We start from the raw sequence: 18538 nt of genomic DNA, 5'->3' as shown, positions 1-18538 counted from the left end.
TATGGCAGACTTAGAAAAATATAGTAATTTATACGCGGATTTAGCGCAGGCAACTTATAATGGCAGATCCATACAATTTCCGTATAGTGCAAAGAAATGGAATGATAAACAATTAGATAAGTACCGAAATAAAGAGGCTGTTCCATTCACCTTCCCCAACGCCAAAGACGCCCACGGAAATGACGCCAGTACTGTCTACCTCCAACCCGACAACACTGTAAAAACAATCAAAGAAAAAAACTGGGTAGGTAGGGAAAAGGTTTATAAAAAAGGGTTATTAACAGATGAGAAAGCTGGTTATAATTCTTATTATGTAACAGATACGCCGACCTTGAGTCCAAAAACGCAGCATACATATTTTACCACTCGCGGTAGTGACGGCGTTTCAATGGACGTGAAAAAAGGTTGGTCAGGGAATAATTTGAATGACTGGGTCAATAATAATGGATCCTTTACATTATTCAATGCCTATTTGCCTCAAGCAAAATTAGCCAATGAAGCCATGCATCAAAAGATAATGGAGATGAGTGCTAAAGCCCCTAATGCGACTATGTCGATTACAGGTCATTCTTTAGGAACTATGATTTCTATTCAAGCGGTGGCCAATCTCCCCCAAGCAGATCTCGCTAAAATTGATAAAGTAGTATTGTTTCAAGGGCCTGATGCGCGAGAAAGCATTAATAAAATGTCTCAACAAGCTCAGGAAAATATTCAACAATTAGAAGAACAAGGGAAAATCGATTATTATGTGAATGCGTTTGATATTGTCTCCATGTTGAATCGAAATAAAAAAGGGGTAGATGAAATTGGTCGGGTGCATTATCTATTACCGAAAACGTTCACCACTACTTTTGATCTGACGGACAAATACGGTTCTAGTCATGATTTTGGTCAGTATCAATTAAATCCTGATGGTACTCCCAAAGAAGCCAATCTAAAGGAACATGGCTATATTTTTGCGGCAGGAGTAAAAGTTTCCAAACTTATTGATAAATATTTAGGGAAAATCATGGATGCTTCAGGTGAATCCTTAGCTAAAAACAGTCTCCAATTTTTGTTAAGTCTGCTATCTGAAGAAAATCGCCAGAAAATCATCAAAGAATATGAAAAAATCATTCACGAAGCAAAAATTGCCAGCCAATGGCAAGGGAAAGTGAGTCGTATTCAGAAAAGTTTAGCCAGTGCTTCAGGTAGTCAAAAGATTGAATTACGTAGTGAATTAGCAGAACTAGTTGCAAAACAAGCGCAGCAAGCTGGAAAAGAATACGAACTACTTGTGAAAAATATCCTCCAAGAAGCAGAAGATGAAGTCCAGACAGTTTCAAAGGAAATTCGTGAAAGTGCAATGAATATCCGACAGTATCTATCCTATGCAGAAGTCCAAGCAATGATTGCTCCTTACGAAAAAAGTCGTCTTTGGGATAGCGCTGAAGCAACAAATACTAGCAACCAAGCCAAGCAATACAAGCAAAAATTAACTGATTTTAGCGGAAAATTAACAACTGTTGCTAAAAATATTCAAGCATACGATCAACAAGCAAGAAGTAGTTTATTTCAAAAATAATAAATGAAAGGGTTTTCCTATGGGTGAAAGAGAATTTCAAGAAAAATTAGAAATAGAACAAAAAGCTCGTGAACGAGTAGCAATCCAGACAGTAATTACTGCTAAAAAAACACGAATTGCTACAACCAAACAAAACACAACCGCAAGTTTGACAGAACTTTCAGAAGCCATGTTTCAACAAACAAATAGCGCCCTACCTAATGCCTTGAACGGAGCTTTGCAGGGGAAAAGTGCAGAATCAGCAGGAAAATTTTTAAAAGGAAGCCAGAGACCAAATTTAAAAACACCTGTCAAGGGAGAGTGACCGACAAATGGATGAACAGCGAAGAAAACGGCAATATTTAGAAGAACAATATTATGAAGAAAAAAATAAAATTCACCGCCAACAAGAAGTGCTGAGTAATCAATTAGTAAACTTTAGAAGAGAAACTGGACAATTGGTAGATAAAGTCAATTATTTAACGAAAAATGATCAATGGCACAAACAGCAATTTTACCATGCAATGGAACAAAGTGATCATCTGATACGTCAAGAAGGAAATCGTTATAGACAACAATTAGAGGAAAAAGAACGTGAATGGACGAGAACATATCGAAAAGAATTGGATAAACTCTAAAAAAACAGCGTCACCTCTAAAGGTAACGCTGTCTTTGTCAGTCTGTTACGTCACAGGAGGGATTCGAACCCCCGACCGTCCGCTTAGAAGGCGGATGCTCTATCCTGCTGAGCTACTATGACAATAGTTGTAACACAACAAAGCTAATTATAATGGAAGTAGTGTTAGAAAGTCAATCGGAAATTTAAATAACAGAAGAAGTTTTTTTGGAGAGAGAAAGTGAAGAAAATAGAGAGTTTATATTGACGAGGTTTTCTGGTTCTGTTATTATAGTTAGTGTTGTAATTGTGGTCTCCACAGCTACAACCGCACAGAACAAGTTTTTAAGCATGAGTAATCATCACTTGGGATGGCGAGTCTAAGTCTAGAAGAAGGAGGTGCTGTATAGCATGTACGCAATTATCAAAACTGGTGGTAAACAAGTGAAAGTTGAAGTAGGTCAAGCAATCTACGTTGAAAAATTAAACGTTGAGGCTGGCGAGAAAGTTGTTTTTGACGAAGTTATCTTAGTAGGTGGCGAATCTACAAAAGTTGGTGCGCCAACTGTTGCAGGCGCAACTGTTGAAGGAACTGTTGAAAAACACGGCAAACAAAAGAAAGTCGTGACTTTCCAATACAAACCTAAAAAACACTCTCACCGTAAACAAGGTCACCGTCAACCGTATACAAAAGTTATGATCGAAGCAATCAACGCTTAATCTCTCTTGTTGACAGGAAAGAAGGCCTATCAATGATTAAAGGTTCTTTTAAACGAACAGGCTCCGGCCGAATCGTTTCATTCGAATTAACCGGGCATGCTGAAGCAGGTCCTTATGGCAGCGATGTGGTTTGCGCGGCAGTTTCTGCCTTAGCAATTAGCACAGTCAATGGGATTGATGCCTTAGCAGGTTTTGAACCGATTGTCGAAGTTGACGATGTAGAAGGTGGCTACCTTTATGTCGAGATGTTAACAACTGTCAATCAGGAACAAAAAAATATTGCCCAAATTCTATTAGAAAATCTTTTATTAGGTTTACAATCAATAGAGAACGAAAATACTGAATTTATTCAAATAAAAACAATCACTGAGAAATAGGAGGTGCAGACTATGTTATTGACTATGAATTTACAATTATTTGCCCATAAAAAAGGTGGCGGTTCTACATCAAACGGCCGTGACTCTGAATCTAAACGATTAGGCGCTAAAAGTGCTGATGGCCAAACAGTTACAGGTGGTTCAATTTTATACCGTCAACGCGGAACTAAAATTTATCCAGGTGTGAACGTTGGAATCGGTGGCGACGATACGTTATTTGCAAAAGTTGACGGTGTGGTACGTTTCGAACGTAAAGGCCGCGACAAAAAACAAGTATCAGTTTATCCAGTAGCTAACTAGTGTAATAGCTCAAGCCTTTGTTTATCAAAGGTTTGGGCTTTTTTTGTTGGTTTGAAAAATATTTGACCATACTTTTGACCATACTAGTTAAAAGCCGATGTATTTCGATAGTTTTTCGGTAGTTTTTTCTTTTCCATCATTTGTTAGATGTGTATAAGTATCTAAAGTTGTTTTTATGTTTGCATGTCCTAATCGTTCCTGAACTTCTTTATGATCTGCCCCAGCATAGTATAATAAAGATGCATGCGTGTGTCTAAATCCGTGAAGCCCAATGTTTGGTAAGTTAGCCTTTTTACGATAAATATTGTATCTATCTGTAATAGCTTGATTTATTGTAAATTCATTTTCTTCATTGGTGAAAATACGTGAGGGTTGTGTATAACCAAGTTTAAGAAGATATTTTTTTTGCTCTAATTTCCATTTTTTTAAGATAGTTATTGTTTTTGCATCTAATATTAGTGTTCTGTTTGATTTCTTTGTTTTTGGAGTATTTGATACATAATAATGGTCAGATTTAGCAATTGTTTTGTTGATTTGTAGTTCACCAGTTTTAATGTTTAAATCGTCCCAAGTAAGAGCTAACAACTCCCCTATCCTACATCCACTAAAAGCTAATAATCTGAATAATGTATAATCTCTTATTGTAATGTAGGTACTTTCGCTTTGTTCAATACTTTTTAAAAATATTTGAAGTTGATCTTTTGTATAGAATTTAATTTTCTTTTCTGATGTAATAATATCTTGATTTTTAGGAACTATTACATTAATCACTGGGTTTTGATTGGTAACTCCTATGTTAATAGCAAATTTGAAGACTTGATTAATATAATTTATAAAAAGGGGATATTGTTTTGAACTACCTTTTGAATGCCATGTATTCACGATTTTCTGACAATAAGCAGTTGAAATTTTTGATATTTCAATTTTTCCAAATGAAGGTAGTATGTGTTTTCTGAAGATTATTTCTGTTCGAGAGTAGCTACTTTCTTTTACGGTATTTTTATAATTTTCTAGCCACATAAATGCTACTTCTTGGAATGTTATATTAGTGGAAGAGGGAATGCCATTTTTTTGAATTTCCATTTCTAACCTTGCTAATGCAATTTTAGCCTCTTTTTGAGTGCGAAATCCTCTCTTAGTTGTATACTTCTTTTTTCCAGTTAGCGGATCGGTACCAAGATATGTTTTGAAGTACCATGCTTTTTCACCATTTTTCTTTTGATATTGTTTTATCATTGCCATTTACAAAACCTCTTTTCAAGAACGTGCGTTCGTTTTTATTTTTTTAAGAAAAGCCCGGAGGCTAGTCTTTATATTTTTTCCATTGTTCCGTTATTCATATCCCATTGAGCATGAACAGAATTAAGATTTGCACCAGCAGAACTCATTATTCCAGTGAATTTTACCTTATCACCAGTTTTAAAATCTTTTGTATTATTTAGATCTTTTACAAATATTACATAAGAAGCTAAAGGGCTAGAAGAAATTGAATTAGTCCATGTTTCATTAGAAAATTTATTATTAGCAATAACGGCAACTCTTTTGCCCATAGGTTCAATTACGGTACCTGTGAATGTAAAAGATTTTCCTTTAATTAATTCTGAAAATACTTTCGATTGGTCTGTAGTTGGAGTAATTGAATAATACTGATCCACAAAGCTTTCAAAATCTTGTGGATTTGTTTGAAGGTACTCCTGGAATTTTGTAATATTGGTATTATTAATATTCGAGCTACTAGTATGTTTTTCTTTTATAGTTGCTTCTTTTTTTACAGAACTTATTTTAGTAGATGAGCTACTAGAATTTTTTTCCTCTTCTTTGTTTCCAGAACATGCAGTAAGAAGTAATAATGATAAAAATACTAAAGAAACTTTTTTCATTTAATAATTCCTCATTTCTAAAAAATATTTATATAAAAACCACCTAGCCAAAATGGTTGGGTGGTTCTTTTCTAATTTATAAAACCACTTTTCCAACGACTCTAAATTCGTGTTTATGTGTTAGTTTAAACAATAGGTTTGTTGTCTGAATATAGAAGATATTTTTTTATTATTAAATCTAATTACAAATATCTTCTAAGTTCAGGAGGTAAACCTAGATAATCCATTATTTGAAATTTGTTTTTCTTTGTATATTTTTTATCGTAGCCATACTCATCCATCTTTTATTCATCAAATTCTAGTTAAAATTTTTTTACAGAATATCATAAATTTAATAATTCTCTTTTTTTCGCTTCAAATTCTTCTTGAGTAATAATATTGGAATCAAGTAATGTTTTTAATTTTAAAATTTCATCTGCAGGAGAAAGTTGGTTAGAAGCAGAATTGTCAAATATTGTTTTTTGTTGGTATTCAATATAATTTTTTAAATTAAGCATCTCTTTATAATATTTTCTGGCAAACATCACTGTATTTTCGTCTTTTGTTGCTGCAAAAATACCTGCACGACTTTCTCGTCCGCCTAATATAGTAAATTGAATATAACCATTAGTAACACCAGGTTTTTTTAGTTGAATTGCAGAAATATTACGAAAGGAAATGGTTTTATCTCCTTTTAATCCCATATTTGAAAAATTTAAAAAGCCTTTTCTACAAATTGTTAATGACTCATTTCCAACTTTAATAATAGTTTTTCCAGGAGATTTAATAATAATTTCTTTGTTCATAAAAATAATTCCTCGTTTCTTAAAAATATTTATATAAAAATCATCTACAAAACTGATTTTTATTTTTACAAATATATTCCCATTTCTAATGGTAATCCATAGTAATTTAAAATATCTAATTTAGTAGGATAGTATAATTCGTTTAAATGTGAACCATCTATTAAAAGGTGTGTAGCTCCGCAATTTGCTTGAGCTTCTATTTTAGAAGTAGAAGAAAAACTGTCTGCAGTCATTTGTGCTGTATTGTCATTTGGATGGAAAATAGCATGAGACAGTTCATGGCCACAAACAAAAAGCATTTTTTGATAAGGTAATTCTGCATTTAAATGGATAAATTTACATCGATGATTTTTGGTGTAAAAACCATATACTTCATCACCAAAATAGCCATATAGAATAGTAATGCCTCTCTTTTCAGCTATTTTGAATGGATCATTGGTCCCATATTGTTTTTTTAGTTTCTCAATTTTATACGGCACTTCTGATAAAAGCATATGACAAATCCTCCTGTTTGTTACTGTTGATTATCACGATATTTTTTAGGAGTGAACTTCTTCTTGGCAAGAGCTTTTCCAATACGTAAAGATTCTTCAATTGAAGAAAGAATTGCAGCACGTGCTTCGGGAGAAAGTTCTTCTGTATCTTTAGAGAAAGCAATTGCTTCAGAATTTTTCATATCTTCAATAATCAATTCTAATTCTCTTTGGATGTCTTTTTCATCTTTTTCTGTTAAATCGTAATATCGACGTTTATCTGTACGACCTAGAAGATAATCTGCGCTGACATCGAAAAAATCAGCTACTTTTTGAATTTTGTCAACAGATGGCATATTTTTATTCCAATTTCTTAGACTACCAGCACTAAAATTTAGTTTTCTTTCGAGTTCTGCTCGAGTCATTTTTTTCTCGTTTATTAATAAATCAACTCTATCTAAAAGCATTTTATACCTCCGAAATGCTGACAAAACAAAACGATGCAAAATTTTAGATTATTTATTGACTTGTGTAAAATTTTGCATTATACTATGTTTGTAAGCAAGTTATTTATGGCATACAAAAAGTGAAATAAAAACTAAATCGTCTCCCCAGACATAAGTAAAGCTCACTTTTTGTGTGCTGTATTTCTTATGCTTACATTATGCAATATTTTGCATTCAAAGTCAATGGAAATGTAAAAAAACATTGTAAAATATTCAACTTCAAGGAGGTGGCTACTAATGACTTTAAAACAACAAGTACAAATTGCCCTTATTGAAAAGAAATGGAGCCAACGAGAATTGGCACGTCGAATGAAAATTTCAATGGCTTATCTACAAGATATTTTAAATGAACATCGTAAACCGATTGAAAGATTAAAACAAATTGAAGAGATTTTGGGTATTAATTTAGAAATAGAAAAGTAACAAATCAACTAGCTTAGGAGATGTAACTTATGCAGCTAAACATTCCTGATGAAATGGTTCAAAACGAATTAGCAAATAACATTACTTTCATAGTATTAAAAGAAATTGAAAATCGTTTGAATTTATTGACTAAAACCATTGAATTACCGCCATATCCTAACAAATCGCAAGTAAGAAAGATTTTAGAGATTGGCGATGAAAAATTGAATAATTGGATTTCAAAAGGTTTAAAAATTCAACAATGGAGTAATCAGGATATTCGGATTGAACGATCTGAATTACAAAGATTTCTAAAAGAAACTTTTGAAATTTAAAGGGGGAAAGAAAATGGAGAATCTAGTAATTATGAAAAACCAACAAGCAGTAACAACTAGTTTACAAGTCGCAGAAACGTTTAATAAAAATCATCGTGATGTTTTAGCAGCGATTGATGATTTAAAAGAGGGGGTTGCGGAAAATTACGCAGACCTATTTTACGAAGATAGCTATATTCATCCACAAAATAAACAAAAATATAGACAAATCATTATGAACCGTGACGGATTCACACTGTTAGCAATGGGATTCACTGGTCAAAAAGCTCTTAAATTTAAACTGAAATACATTGAAGCTTTTAACCAAATGGAAAAAGAAATTCAACAGCCTAAATTACCAACCTCAAAGCGAGAATTAGCTTTACTAGCTTTATCAGCAAACGAAGAAACAAACGAACGTGTAGATGTAATCGAAAAAGAAGTAGCTGACTTAAAAAACAATCAAAAAATAGATGCGGGTGATTATAGCTATTTATCACGACGAGTTCATCAGAGAGTTGCAGAAGTGGCGAAAGGATTTGGAAAAATCACAAAAGAACAGCGTAGCAAGCTATACAAAGATATTAATTCAGGCATTAAGCAAATTACTGGTGTAGGGTCTCGCTCTCAATTAAGAGAAAAACATTATGAAATCGTAATTGAATATATCAACGATTGGGAACCGTCCACAGCAACAAAAACAGTTGTAAGACAAATGAGTTTAGACTTAAACGACGTAATATAAGGAGAATATTATGGCTTATACGATTGATCAAGAAGCTTGGATACTTAATCAAATCAAAAAAGAACGTAAACAGCTTCAAGATGATAGAGCAGCACTCAGACAATCTGAACAATTAACGGAAAATAAAGCTTGAATTTTTAAGAGGTTTAGAAATTCAAAATAGAATTCATTTATAGGAGGATAACAACATGAAAGCAATCCGAGAAACACGATTAGTAGGCGCATTTTTATTGATGGTTGCGCTAGGGGTGTTATTGAAAAGCCATTTTTCAGTGCCAGTTTTGGCAACATTAAGTGTACCCCTCTTTATCCGTTGGTTTTTCAACTGGGATGAAGCGGAGTATCAGCATTTTCAAAAAAAGACAAAATAAAAAGCCCCAATCGTCTGCCAACGATTAGGACACATACAAAATGAACTAAGGAGAGTATATCAAAATGAACGATAAAATTCAAAAATTAATTAAAAAACTAGCAAAAGAATGCCAGAAAGAAGATGTAGGTTTATCTTTGGCAGCTATCGATTTAGAAGGAGAGATGGCAATATCTCAAGTTGGAAAAGGCACGATAGTAGCCATTGCTGCACATAGCCAATATACACTAACAAAAGAAAAACTGGAACAATCAGATTGTGATTGTCCAAAACATCGTTTATTAAAGGAGATGTACGGTATTGCAACAGAAACTACGACTAAAAATACACATACTTTTGTCACAGATGATCCAAACGATTTGATGGATATATTATCGAAGATTTTTCGAGGTGAGTTGAAATGATTGAAGTAAGAGGTTTAGGTAACGACATTTACGAATTAATGTTAGCAAACGCACATAATAACATTGTCCAATCTGTTCGGACATCTGCATCTTATGGCAATACAAGTTGTGTGGTAAGCAGTAAAGGAGCTACAAAACCATTTTTAGATCAATTACAAATACAAGGTGTCGATTATATCGAATTGGAAGATGAAAAAATAAAACTATTTTGGGAGGGGTTGTAATGCCTGAATTTGATTCGCTAGGGGCAAGACAAGAGCCACCCGAAGAAAAAGAAGTGTTAGAGCCAACGTGGGAATACGATGAGGAGGAAGACGAAAGATGATTCAATCTACTTTATCCATGAGCCATCAAGAATGGCTTGAGGATAGACGTAAAGGAATTGGAGGATCAGACGTTGCAACAATCTTAGGCTTGAATCAATATAAATCAGCTTATCAATTATGGCTAGAGAAAACAGGTCAAGTTGAGCTGAAAGATACAGAAAGCGAGCCAGCCTATTGGGGGAATGTTTTAGAAGAAGTTGTTGCGAAAGAGTTCCAAGAAAGAACAGGAAAAAAAGTTCGTCGTAGAAATCAAGTCTTCGAACATTCGCTCCATCCTTTTTTAAGAGCAAATATTGATAGAGAAGTGGTTAGAGAAAATGCCATTCTAGAATGCAAAACTGCAAATCAATTTTTAGCGAAGGAATGGGAAAGAGACGAAGTGCCGCTAAGTTATCTTTGCCAAGTTCAGCACTATATGAATGTTTTGAATAAAGACTATTGTTATATTGCAGTTTTAATTGGTGGTCAGAAATTTATTTGGAAACGAGTAGAACGTGATCAGGAATTAATCGATGTACTGACCGAGCAATTAGTTGATTTTTGGGAAAATAACGTAATCAAAGGCGTTGAACCTATTATTGACGGAAGTAAGGCAACAGCTGACTTTTTAAAGGATAAGTATAGCGACATAGAAGAAACGCAAACTACTTTACCTGCTTCGTTTGACGAATTGATAGATCAAAAAAATGAAATGAAGAAAACCAAAAAAGAGTTGGATGTAGCTATTAGAAAAATTGAAAATGAAATAAAAAGCGAATTGGGAAAAAGAAATGCAAGCATTGGTATTACCAAAAAACATATTGTTGAATGGAAGGAAATACCTACTAAAAGATTGAGCAGTAAAAAGTTTGCTGAAAAATATCCTCAAATTGCAGAAGATGAAGAAATATATATGGTTACTACGCCACGAAGATTAATAGAAAAGGAGATTAAGTAGATGTGTAAAGTATGCCCAAGATGTAAAAGTAAAGTGAGAGATAAAAATTGGAAGTATTGTTCCATTTGTGGTTTGAAATTGAAGGAGGAAAAATAATAATGGCAACAAACGAAACCTTAAAAAATCAATTATCACAACAAAATCAAAAACAAGTTCCTGCGAATCAATTAGGTTTAAAAGGATTAATGAATACTCCTACTATGAAGCGGAAATTTGAGGAAGTTCTTCATGACAATGCTAATGCTTTTATGTCAAATGTCATGACCTTAGTTTCTAATGATAGCTACTTGGCAGAAAGCGAGCCAATGTCTATTTTAAGCGGGGCTTTAACAGCTGCTACATTAAATTTAGGATTAGATAAAAATCTAGGTTATGCCTATCTCGTACCATTTAATACTAAAAATAAGAAGACTGGCAAATGGGAGAGGAAAGCCCAATTTATTTTAGGATATAAAGGGTATATTCAATTGGCTCAACGGTCAGGTAAATATAAAGCATTAAATGTTATTGAAGTCTACGAAGGAGAGTTACTGAGTTGGAACAGGTTAACGGAAGAATTTGAATTTGATCCAAATGGTAGACAATCAGACGATGTAATCGGATATGTTGGATATTTTGAACTATTAAATGGATTCAAGAAAACTGTTTATTGGACCAAACAAGAAATTGAAGCTCATCGAATCGCAAATAGCAAAGACAAAGAAAAAACAAAATTGAGCGGTGTCTGGGCTACAGATTATAATGCGATGGCTCGTAAAACAGTATTAAGAAATATGTTATCAAAATGGGGGATTTTATCCATAGAAATGCAAGAAGCGACAACTTCAGATGAAAAAGTTCAACAAATGCAAGAAGATGGAAATATTATTTCCGAAACGGAAGTAGAAGAAAATACTACGATGAAAACAGCAGAAGTAATTAATGAAGCTGATTCAGATTCATTGAATCAAACAGATTTATTTGATACTAAAAATCCACCATTAGAGTAAAGAAGGAGATGTTTAATTATGAAAAAAGCTCCGCGATATTGGTATGATGCGATGGATAAATTTTTTGTAGAAAAGAAGTTAGCTGAACATCCAGAGTTAGAGGAGAAATATTCAACTAATTATAGTAGTTTTAAAAGATTTTGTTACCTTGTAATGCAATACTATGGCTGGCAAGACATTGAACAACTTCAAAAAGAATTTGATAATGAAACATTTTTTAATATTAAGTTTAAGCGAATGTATCAAACTAATGTTAAAAAATGGAAAAAAATATCACAGGAAGTTTTTGAAAGAGATGCTTATACATGTAAATATTGTGGCAAAATTGGAGGAATACTTGAAGTAGATCATGTTATTCCATTTTCTAAAGGTGGTTCTGATGAATTAGATAATTTAGTTTGTGCTTGCAGAAAATGCAATAGACAAAAAAAGGATAAGACTTTAGAAGAATTCGAACGATGGAGGAAAAAACATGAATGATAGTTACTTTCCTCACGATAGCAATGCAAGAAATTCAGATAAATTAATTCCTGTAAGAATGAAGTATGGCGCAGAAGGATATGGCATCTATTTTATGATTTTAGAAAGACTCCGTGAAGAGAAGAACTACATGAGTATCAGAGATTACAATACGTTAGCCTTTGATCTTCGTGTAGATACCTCAAAAATAAAGGCTATAGTTGAAGATTTTGGGTTATTTACCTTCACCGAAGATGGTGAGTGTTTTTACTCCGAAGGATTCAACAAGCGCATGGAGTATAAAGATGCAAAATCAAAAAAGCGATCAGAAGCAGGAAAAAAGGGTGCAGCTAAAAGATGGCAACAAAATAGCAAAGCTATAGCAATGCCATTAGATGAAAATAGCATTGCTAAAAATGCTAATGCGATTGCTAAAGAAAAAAATAGCAAGGAAAGGAAAGAAAAGGAAAGTAAAGTAAATAAAAGTAAAGTAAACAAAAAAGAAACAGAAAGTTGCATCAATCCGTCGTCACCTGAAACGTCGGTTGAAAAAGCATTCTTTGAAGAGCCGTTAGGTGAAGAAAAGCTAACGGAGTTAATCCGCTATTATTCACAGAATGTAAGTCCTGCTACTCCTGTTAATATCACTGATTTACAATATGATCTTGCTGATTTTGACGGAGACCTCGAGTTATTGAAAGAGGCTGTTAATATCTGTGCTAGAAATAATGAACGAAGATATAGCTATTTTGCTGGTATTTTGAAAAATTGGCGAGCAAATGGTGTAAAAACATATGCTGATTATCTAAATAACGAGAGAGAACGAGCAGATAAAAAAACACAAAATAAGCAATATCAAAATAAACCTGTTCGGCAAGAAAAGGTGCCTGAATGGATGAATCAAGCGAACGGTGAAGAAGAAAAACTATCACCAGAAGAACAAGCTGAATTTGAAAGACAAATGCAAGAATTGTTGGGAGGATAAAAACATGGATGAATTAGTTAATTTAGTGGAAGAGTGGGCGAAAGAAAAACGTTTAGATAAAGCAGAGCCTGAAAAGCAAATGCTAAAAGTGATTGAGGAAGTCGGAGAAGTTGGCGCTGCATTAGCAAGAAACAACGAAAACGACCTAAGAGATGGTATTGGGGATGTGGTTGTGACGTTAATTATTCTCGCTATGCAAAATAACATGGACTTACACGAATGCTTAAATCAAGCATATAGCGAAATCAAAAATCGCCAAGGGAAAATGGTAAACGGAGTATTCGTCAAAGAAGCCGATTTGTAAGGTTCGAGGTGGAAGAGATGCGAATTATTCTACCGATTGAACCAAAGCCACAAAGTCGCCCGAGATTCGCAAGGCGTGGAAATTATGTTCAAACCTACGAAGATCGAGCGATGAAAGAATACAAAAATCAAGTAAAGAATTATCTGCGTAAATCAAGAGCAAAGTTGATTGAAAAAGGGCCAATTTTTGCACATGTGACGTTTTATATCCATCCGCCTAAATCAGCTCTAAGCAATAAACAGAAACGCTTAGAAGTGGAATTAGAGCGGAAATATTGCGACAAGAAAAGTGACTTGGATAATTACCTAAAAGCAATACTTGATGCAAGTAACAAAATACTTTTTTCTGATGACGGCCAAGTAGCAAAAATAATTACTGAGAAAAAATATAGCTACAATCCTAGAATTGAAATAGAGATATACGAAATTGGAGAGAGTGGCGATGAAGAAAAAGAAAAATAATCCATATAAGATTATAGGCGATATGGTCATTATGGAAACTTTTAAAAATGACATATTTATATTTGATCGTGAAGATTTAGAACTTGTCTTGGAATCAACTTGGTGTAGAAACAAAAGTGGAGGATATCTAGTTTCAAGACGAAAAGGAAAAATTGTTAGGTTACACAGACTTTTAATAAATGCCCCAAAAGGTTATGTAGTCGATCATATAAACGGCGACATTTTAGATAACAGAAAAGCTAATTTGCGAATAGTTTCTCAAAAAGAAAATTCTAGGAATGCACGTTTACGTAAAAACAATACTACAGGTTATCCCGGAGTTTCACAGAAGCCAAACAAGAGATACAGAGCAAGAATCATGGTTAATAGACAAGAGATTGCTTTAGGAACTTTTGATACTTTTGAAGAAGCTAAAGAAGCAAGAATAAATGCAGAAAATAAATATTTTGGGGCATTTGCACCTCATAAAGGAAACTTAAGATATTTATGATGGTCAAATTGCTGTGATGATTTGCCAAAAGTTGTACAGTATGCGACCACGAACAGAAATTGAAATTATGAGTTTGGAGGAAAAGGAATGACGAAAAACAAACTCAGAGAAACAAAAAGAGCCATTCGTCAGAGAATTCTTTTTTTGACTGGTGATGATGAATCATGGATGAATAATCCAGAAATCGTGGAAGAGGTCCAGAGATTATCAAAGCAATTGAATTCTAACCTTATAAACGATAAGCGGCCATTACCAAAATTAGAGCCTGACAAGCTGACGAAAGAAGAATATCAGCACTTATTAGACTTAGGTTATCAAGTAAACGATATTAAGAAAGCTCTCGGACTTGGAACAACCACATTTCAAAACTGGCGAAAGGCAAACGGCATAGAAAACATAATTAAGCGAAAAGAAAATAACAAAGTAAAGGAGACAAAACACATGAAATTTAATTTAAATACAGCAATGTTACTTATTTCAGGAAATTTTGGAGTGAAAGCAGAGGAATGTTTAACGATCTCAAAAAGCGGTCTGGCTTTAAGTGGTCCAGTAGTTCAACGATTGAACAAACCAGAATGGGTTCAACTGTATTTAGACGAACAAAACAAAGCGTTATTTGTTTTGCCGTGTGAAGCAACTGCGGAAGGTGCAAGAAGTTGTGTAAGTCCTAAAGTGAATAAAAAAACAGGCTATCGAAAAAGCTGGAATGGTCATGTGTTAAGAAAAGCTGCCGAAGTTGGAGGCTTTAACATTGAAACAGATGTTTACCATGTAAAACCAGAAGAAGTTGAAGATCATCCAAACGCTTTAGGATTTGACAAAGGCGGTCAAAGTGAATGGGTAAAACTAAATCTAAAATCAAAAAGAAAAAACGTAGACAAAAAGAAAAAGCTATTGCAAACAGCACATACAGCAAGCGAGGTAAAAGCGATGGTATGTATAAAATGCAAGGGACAGATGATTGTCTGGGAAAAAGATAGATTCGGTCATTCAAAAGCAACTTCTTGTCCGCTATGCAACAAAAGCGGGCAAAGTGTTGCGAAAAAGTTAGCAGAGATAAAAAAATTAAAGTAGAAAGAGGGATTTTATTATGAGCGAAAACAAATTAGTTGGTTTAGGAATTGGTGCAGTTGTTGTATTAGGTTTAGGGGCAGTAGGAGCGTTTAAATTCTTTGAAAAAATTGATAATGGCTATGTGGGTGTCCGCTACTCAATGAATGGCGGTGTCCGTGATGAAGTACTTACGCAAGGCGTGAAATTTGTAGGACTTGATAAAGTTACTCAATATCCAATTCGCTTACAAACGATCCAAGCAAAAGATGTTTCAGTTTCAACATCTGATGGTAAAAAAACAACGGTAAATATTAAATATGATTACAAAATCGATGCAACAAAAGCTGCAAAAATGTACAAAGAATTTGGCAATATTACCAGTGAAGATATTGAAAAAGGCTGGTTAAAATCAAAGCTACAGAAAGAAGCTCGTGAAGTTTATTCAAAATATAGCTTGCTTAGTGTCTTATCAGGCGATTCTTCAAAAGTGGAAGCTGCTTTATTGGAAAACTTTTCTAAAGCTGTAGAAAGCAAAGGTTTTGAAGTGGAAGATGTCACAGTGGGTGTACCAGAAGTAGATACTGATACACAAAAATCGATTGATGCGATTATCCGAGCTGGTCAAGAAAATGAAAAAGCAAAATTAGATGCTGAGACAGCAAAAACACAAGCAGACAGTGAAGCATATAAGAAAACTAAAGCAGCCGAAGCAGAGGCAGAAGCGAACAAAAAAGTAGCTGAATCAGTAACAGATGAATTGATTCGCTATACAGAAGCACAAGCTCGACAAAAACATGGCTGGGTTACAACAAATGGAGCCAATACAGTAGTCAAAGAAGGAAACTAAAATGGCATTTTTTCTAATTAAGATATTTATTGCTTTAGGAATAGTAGTCACGTTAACGATAACGTGGCTGCTCTTAAAGCCATTTATAAGGGATAAAAAAGACGATGAGGATCGTTGGGATAATTTTTAAGTAGAAGGAGGAGTGGAGGTTTGGTCGACCATAAAGAATTCTTTACTCCTTTGGAATTATGATACAAATTTTAGAACTATTTGGCGGCATTGGTGCGCCGAGAAAAGCATTAATAAATTTAGGAATTCCTCACAAATCAATTGATTATGTTGAATGGAATGAAAAAGCAGTACGAAGTTATAACGCTATGTTTGAAAAAGAAATAAAATATCAACCGCAATCTGTTGTTGGATGGAATTTGAAGCCAGATATTTTAGTGCATGGTAGCCCTTGTCAAGATTTTTCTATTGGTGGTAAGCAATATGGCGGTAATGTTGAAGATGGAACAAGAAGTAGCCTGATGTTTGAGACACTTAAAATTATAGAAAACTTTGGTATATGGAAACCTCAAGTAGTAATTTGGGAGAATGTTCCGAATGTATTCTCAAAAAAACTAGTTGGAGCGTTTCAAAAATACTTAAGTGATATGGAAAAGCTAGGATATTTCACAACATATAAAATCTTAAATGCAATGGATTTTGGTATTCCTCAAAAACGAAAAAGAGTATTTGCTATTAGTAAATTAGATGGTGAACCATTCAACTTTGATCTACTTAAACACAGACCACTAAAACCACTGGGGGATTTTCTGGAAGTCACCACTGATCAAAAATATTTGGTGACACAGCCTAGCATGTTATCAAAGATTAGAAGTAAAAGTAGCTTAGCAAATGGTTTCAGTGGCAGATTAGAAGTCGTAAACGATTTTGTTTATACGATTACCACGAGACAAGATCGATGTCCCAATAGCGGTTTGATTGAGTATGAGAAGAACAAATATAGAATTCTAACTGAAAAAGAGTGCTGGAGGTTAATGGGATTTGATGATGATGATTTTAACAATGCTAAAAAAGCAAATCCTGGAAAAAACGAAAAGTACAAAAATACGACACTTTATCATCAAGCAGGAAACAGTATTGTAGTCCCTGTTTTAGAAGCGATTTTTGAATGTTTATTACCAGAAAGCGAGTGAACAAAATGATTCCAAAATTTAGAGCGTGGGATACCTACGAGAAAGAAATGATAGAAAATGTTACACCTTTGTTTGATGACTCGAATAGCATGATGGCCATAATTACGGATTTTCAGATTAAAGGCAGTCCTGGTACGTCTAAAATAGAGATAGTAAGTTATGATACAACTTTTAATTGGGATGAATTTCCTTATGTCATCATGCAATCAACAGGCTTGAAAGACAAGAACGGCGTTGAAATTTTTGAGGGTGATATTTTGAAAATAATAGAAGTAACAAATGAAGGTATTTCAGAATACATTACTGATGTTATTTGGGAAGACTGTTCATTCGTGTTTAAAAGTGAGGGTGTAGATTACTATGACACTTTTTTAGGGGCGTTTTCAGGAGATCCAAATACGACATACCCACTTTTTGAACTATTAGTCATCGGAAATGTATGGGATAACCCAGAACTATTGGAGGGAACAGAATGAGTGAACTGAATCAATTAATTGGTTTTCTTGAAGAACAATTAACAGTAAGCGAACCAACACCTGATTATACTAGGCATAATCAGGAAATTATAACATATATTGAATATCTAAAATTAATGAAGCAACCGCAGCTCAACGAAAATCAGCAGATTGTGCTGGATTGGTTGAAAGAATCATGCAAATTACACGGATTACGTGAAGTTATCGAAATCATGGGATTTTTATCAACTACTGGTGGAAAAATGAAGTATAAGCAAGTAGCTTATGCATATGGTGATTTAAATGATGATGAATTAGCTCAAGTATTACAGTCATTTAGCCAGTGGGTTTGGGAACAGGAGGAAAAATAAATGAAATTTTACGAAATTAAAGAACCTTATTTTGCATTAATCGCTGCTAAAGATGAAAAACAATGTTTAAAACTTTACAAGGATATTGTTTGCGAAGTAGAAGACGAAAAAGAATTTTTTGATGATATGAAAACAATTGATAAATACGAAGCGTTGAAAATGGTTGCTGACAGCAGAGTGGGAGAGCAGGAAATGACAGGAATTGAAAGAGCTTTTGAAGATTTAGAAAATCTTGAAGAAAACGGCGAAGTATTGTTAATCGATGGTAGCTTGCTTTAGGAGGG

30 protein-coding genes, 1 tRNA gene, 2 pseudogenes and 1 other annotated feature are annotated in these 18538 nt (G+C 34.0%); of the genes and pseudogenes, 27 read left to right on the top strand and 6 right to left on the bottom strand.

All coding sequences use genetic code 11. From position 1 onward, the window contains the following. Position 1: 1 nt before the first annotated feature. From IGK86_RS10920 to IGK86_RS10910, 3 genes are read left to right on the top strand one after another with little or no spacing between them, the layout of a single operon-like run. Complete coding sequence (locus IGK86_RS10920) at positions 2–1564, top strand: cutinase family protein (protein ID WP_033627784.1); 1563 nt, start codon at positions 2–4, stop codon at positions 1562–1564. Positions 1565–1583: 19 nt separating this feature from the next. Next, positions 1584–1868 carry a hypothetical protein gene (locus tag IGK86_RS10915; RefSeq protein ID WP_016617455.1) on the top strand — a complete coding sequence of 95 codons (285 nt, stop codon included), beginning with the start codon at positions 1584–1586 and terminating at the stop codon, positions 1866–1868. A gap of 7 nt (positions 1869–1875) precedes the next feature. Next, positions 1876–2181, top strand: a complete 306-nt coding sequence (locus tag IGK86_RS10910; protein WP_002388873.1) for a hypothetical protein — start codon at positions 1876–1878, stop codon at positions 2179–2181. 48 nt (positions 2182–2229) lie between these two features. Here the strand turns inward: IGK86_RS10910 and IGK86_RS10905 are convergent. Beyond that, positions 2230–2303 (bottom strand) — tRNA-Arg (locus IGK86_RS10905). A gap of 172 nt (positions 2304–2475) precedes the next feature. Beyond that, positions 2476–2551 (top strand) — a sequence feature (ribosomal protein L21 leader region). A 19-nt stretch (positions 2552–2570) separates the two neighbouring features. Between IGK86_RS10905 and rplU the strand changes: the two genes are divergently transcribed. The 3 genes from rplU to rpmA are packed head-to-tail and all read left to right on the top strand — an operon-like array spanning position 2571 to position 3556. Beyond that, positions 2571–2879 carry a 50S ribosomal protein L21 gene (gene rplU / locus IGK86_RS10900; protein WP_002355866.1) on the top strand — a complete coding sequence of 103 codons (309 nt, stop codon included), beginning with the start codon at positions 2571–2573 and terminating at the stop codon, positions 2877–2879. 32 nt (positions 2880–2911) lie between these two features. After that, positions 2912–3256 (top strand): ribosomal-processing cysteine protease Prp, encoded by a 345-nt coding sequence (locus tag IGK86_RS10895; RefSeq protein ID WP_002355867.1) that lies wholly within the window; start codon positions 2912–2914, stop codon positions 3254–3256. 12 nt (positions 3257–3268) lie between these two features. After that, positions 3269–3556 (top strand): 50S ribosomal protein L27, encoded by a 288-nt coding sequence (gene rpmA, locus IGK86_RS10890; RefSeq protein WP_002355868.1) that lies wholly within the window; start codon positions 3269–3271, stop codon positions 3554–3556. Between the two features lie 87 nt (positions 3557–3643). Here rpmA and IGK86_RS10885 read toward each other — a convergent pair whose 3' ends face one another. The 5 genes from IGK86_RS10885 to IGK86_RS10865 all read right to left on the bottom strand — a co-directional run bounded on the left by IGK86_RS10885 (position 3644) and on the right by IGK86_RS10865 (position 7161). Further along, complete coding sequence (locus IGK86_RS10885; RefSeq protein WP_002406960.1) at positions 3644–4798, bottom strand: site-specific integrase; 1155 nt, start codon at positions 4796–4798, stop codon at positions 3644–3646. A 68-nt stretch (positions 4799–4866) separates the two neighbouring features. Further along, complete coding sequence (locus IGK86_RS10880) at positions 4867–5436, bottom strand: DUF3221 domain-containing protein (protein ID WP_002403734.1); 570 nt, start codon at positions 5434–5436, stop codon at positions 4867–4869. Between the two features lie 323 nt (positions 5437–5759). After that, the gene (locus IGK86_RS10875; RefSeq protein ID WP_192411231.1) at positions 5760–6221 is read right to left on the bottom strand and encodes an SHOCT domain-containing protein; all 462 of its coding nucleotides are present in this window, start codon (positions 6219–6221) and stop codon (positions 5760–5762) included. Between the two features lie 65 nt (positions 6222–6286). Continuing rightward, positions 6287–6715: an ImmA/IrrE family metallo-endopeptidase gene (locus IGK86_RS10870; protein ID WP_438742449.1), complete on the bottom strand. Its 429-nt coding sequence runs from the start codon at positions 6713–6715 to the stop codon at positions 6287–6289. Between the two features lie 20 nt (positions 6716–6735). Continuing rightward, positions 6736–7161 carry a helix-turn-helix domain-containing protein gene (locus IGK86_RS10865; RefSeq protein ID WP_438742447.1) on the bottom strand — a complete coding sequence of 142 codons (426 nt, stop codon included), beginning with the start codon at positions 7159–7161 and terminating at the stop codon, positions 6736–6738. Between the two features lie 276 nt (positions 7162–7437). Here IGK86_RS10865 and IGK86_RS10860 point away from each other — a divergent pair, with 276 nt between their 5' ends. The 21 genes and pseudogenes from IGK86_RS10860 to IGK86_RS10760 all read left to right on the top strand — a co-directional run bounded on the left by IGK86_RS10860 (position 7438) and on the right by IGK86_RS10760 (position 18533). Continuing rightward, positions 7438–7623, top strand: coding sequence for a helix-turn-helix domain-containing protein (locus IGK86_RS10860; RefSeq protein ID WP_016619056.1), 186 nt, complete (start codon positions 7438–7440; stop codon positions 7621–7623). Between the two features lie 29 nt (positions 7624–7652). Next, positions 7653–7937 (top strand): hypothetical protein, encoded by a 285-nt coding sequence (locus IGK86_RS10855; RefSeq protein ID WP_016619055.1) that lies wholly within the window; start codon positions 7653–7655, stop codon positions 7935–7937. Between the two features lie 13 nt (positions 7938–7950). After that, positions 7951–8661, top strand: coding sequence for a Rha family transcriptional regulator (locus IGK86_RS10850; protein WP_438742445.1), 711 nt, complete (start codon positions 7951–7953; stop codon positions 8659–8661). A 10-nt stretch (positions 8662–8671) separates the two neighbouring features. Beyond that, positions 8672–8794: a hypothetical protein gene (locus IGK86_RS10845; RefSeq protein ID WP_438742626.1), complete on the top strand. Its 123-nt coding sequence runs from the start codon at positions 8672–8674 to the stop codon at positions 8792–8794. Positions 8795–8849: 55 nt separating this feature from the next. Next, positions 8850–9032 carry a hypothetical protein gene (locus IGK86_RS10840; protein WP_438742443.1) on the top strand — a complete coding sequence of 61 codons (183 nt, stop codon included), beginning with the start codon at positions 8850–8852 and terminating at the stop codon, positions 9030–9032. A gap of 64 nt (positions 9033–9096) precedes the next feature. Beyond that, positions 9097–9435 carry a hypothetical protein gene (locus tag IGK86_RS10835; RefSeq protein ID WP_438742441.1) on the top strand — a complete coding sequence of 113 codons (339 nt, stop codon included), beginning with the start codon at positions 9097–9099 and terminating at the stop codon, positions 9433–9435. Then, complete coding sequence (locus IGK86_RS10830; protein WP_057086914.1) at positions 9432–9659, top strand: hypothetical protein; 228 nt, start codon at positions 9432–9434, stop codon at positions 9657–9659. The genes IGK86_RS10835 and IGK86_RS10830 overlap by 4 nt, the downstream gene beginning before the upstream one ends. A 97-nt stretch (positions 9660–9756) precedes the next feature. Next, positions 9757–10698: a YqaJ viral recombinase family protein gene (locus IGK86_RS10825; RefSeq protein ID WP_057086915.1), complete on the top strand. Its 942-nt coding sequence runs from the start codon at positions 9757–9759 to the stop codon at positions 10696–10698. A gap of 98 nt (positions 10699–10796) precedes the next feature. Further along, entirely contained in the window at positions 10797–11687 is an 891-nt protein-coding gene (locus IGK86_RS10820; protein ID WP_438742439.1) for a recombinase RecT, read from the top strand. Positions 11688–11705: 18 nt separating this feature from the next. After that, a complete protein-coding gene (locus IGK86_RS10815; protein ID WP_057086916.1) occupies positions 11706–12167 on the top strand; it encodes an HNH endonuclease in 462 nt (153 codons plus the stop codon). Next, positions 12160–13131, top strand: coding sequence for a DnaD domain protein (locus IGK86_RS10810; protein ID WP_080390248.1), 972 nt, complete (start codon positions 12160–12162; stop codon positions 13129–13131). Before IGK86_RS10815 ends, IGK86_RS10810 begins: the two co-directional genes overlap by 8 nt. A gap of 4 nt (positions 13132–13135) precedes the next feature. Next, positions 13136–13435, top strand: coding sequence for a MazG-like family protein (locus tag IGK86_RS10805; protein ID WP_438742436.1), 300 nt, complete (start codon positions 13136–13138; stop codon positions 13433–13435). 8 nt (positions 13436–13443) lie between these two features. Next, positions 13444–13896 (top strand): RusA family crossover junction endodeoxyribonuclease, encoded by a 453-nt coding sequence (locus IGK86_RS10800; protein WP_438742434.1) that lies wholly within the window; start codon positions 13444–13446, stop codon positions 13894–13896. Further along, positions 13877–14386, top strand: coding sequence for an HNH endonuclease (locus IGK86_RS10795; protein ID WP_057090219.1), 510 nt, complete (start codon positions 13877–13879; stop codon positions 14384–14386). The genes IGK86_RS10800 and IGK86_RS10795 overlap by 20 nt, the downstream gene beginning before the upstream one ends. Further along, a pseudogene (locus IGK86_RS10790) lies at positions 14385–14477 on the top strand (RusA family crossover junction endodeoxyribonuclease); the annotation flags it as partial. The gene IGK86_RS10795 and the pseudogene IGK86_RS10790, both read left to right, overlap by 2 nt. Continuing rightward, positions 14474–15230, top strand: a pseudogene (locus tag IGK86_RS10785) (hypothetical protein). The pseudogenes IGK86_RS10790 and IGK86_RS10785, both read left to right, overlap by 4 nt. 246 nt (positions 15231–15476) lie before the next feature. After that, on the top strand, positions 15477–16286 hold the full coding sequence (locus IGK86_RS10780; RefSeq protein WP_128704560.1) for an SPFH domain-containing protein: 810 nt from the start codon (positions 15477–15479) through the stop codon (positions 16284–16286). 188 nt (positions 16287–16474) lie between these two features. After that, a complete protein-coding gene (locus IGK86_RS10775) occupies positions 16475–17428 on the top strand; it encodes a DNA cytosine methyltransferase (protein ID WP_142430075.1) in 954 nt (317 codons plus the stop codon). A gap of 5 nt (positions 17429–17433) precedes the next feature. Next, on the top strand, positions 17434–17904 hold the full coding sequence (locus IGK86_RS10770; RefSeq protein ID WP_438742614.1) for a YopX family protein: 471 nt from the start codon (positions 17434–17436) through the stop codon (positions 17902–17904). Then, positions 17901–18254, top strand: a complete 354-nt coding sequence (locus IGK86_RS10765; protein ID WP_438742215.1) for a hypothetical protein — start codon at positions 17901–17903, stop codon at positions 18252–18254. Before IGK86_RS10770 ends, IGK86_RS10765 begins: the two co-directional genes overlap by 4 nt. Continuing rightward, positions 18255–18533, top strand: coding sequence for a hypothetical protein (locus IGK86_RS10760; RefSeq protein ID WP_010712975.1), 279 nt, complete (start codon positions 18255–18257; stop codon positions 18531–18533). It begins immediately after the preceding gene. Positions 18534–18538 lie beyond the last annotated feature (5 nt).

It is taken from the genome of Enterococcus sp. DIV1206, assembly GCF_051712485.1.
GTDB lineage: Bacteria > Bacillota > Bacilli > Lactobacillales > Enterococcaceae > Enterococcus > Enterococcus faecalis.
Note: the sequence above shows the minus strand (reverse complement) of the source record. Positions and strands in the feature narration are given on the sequence as shown.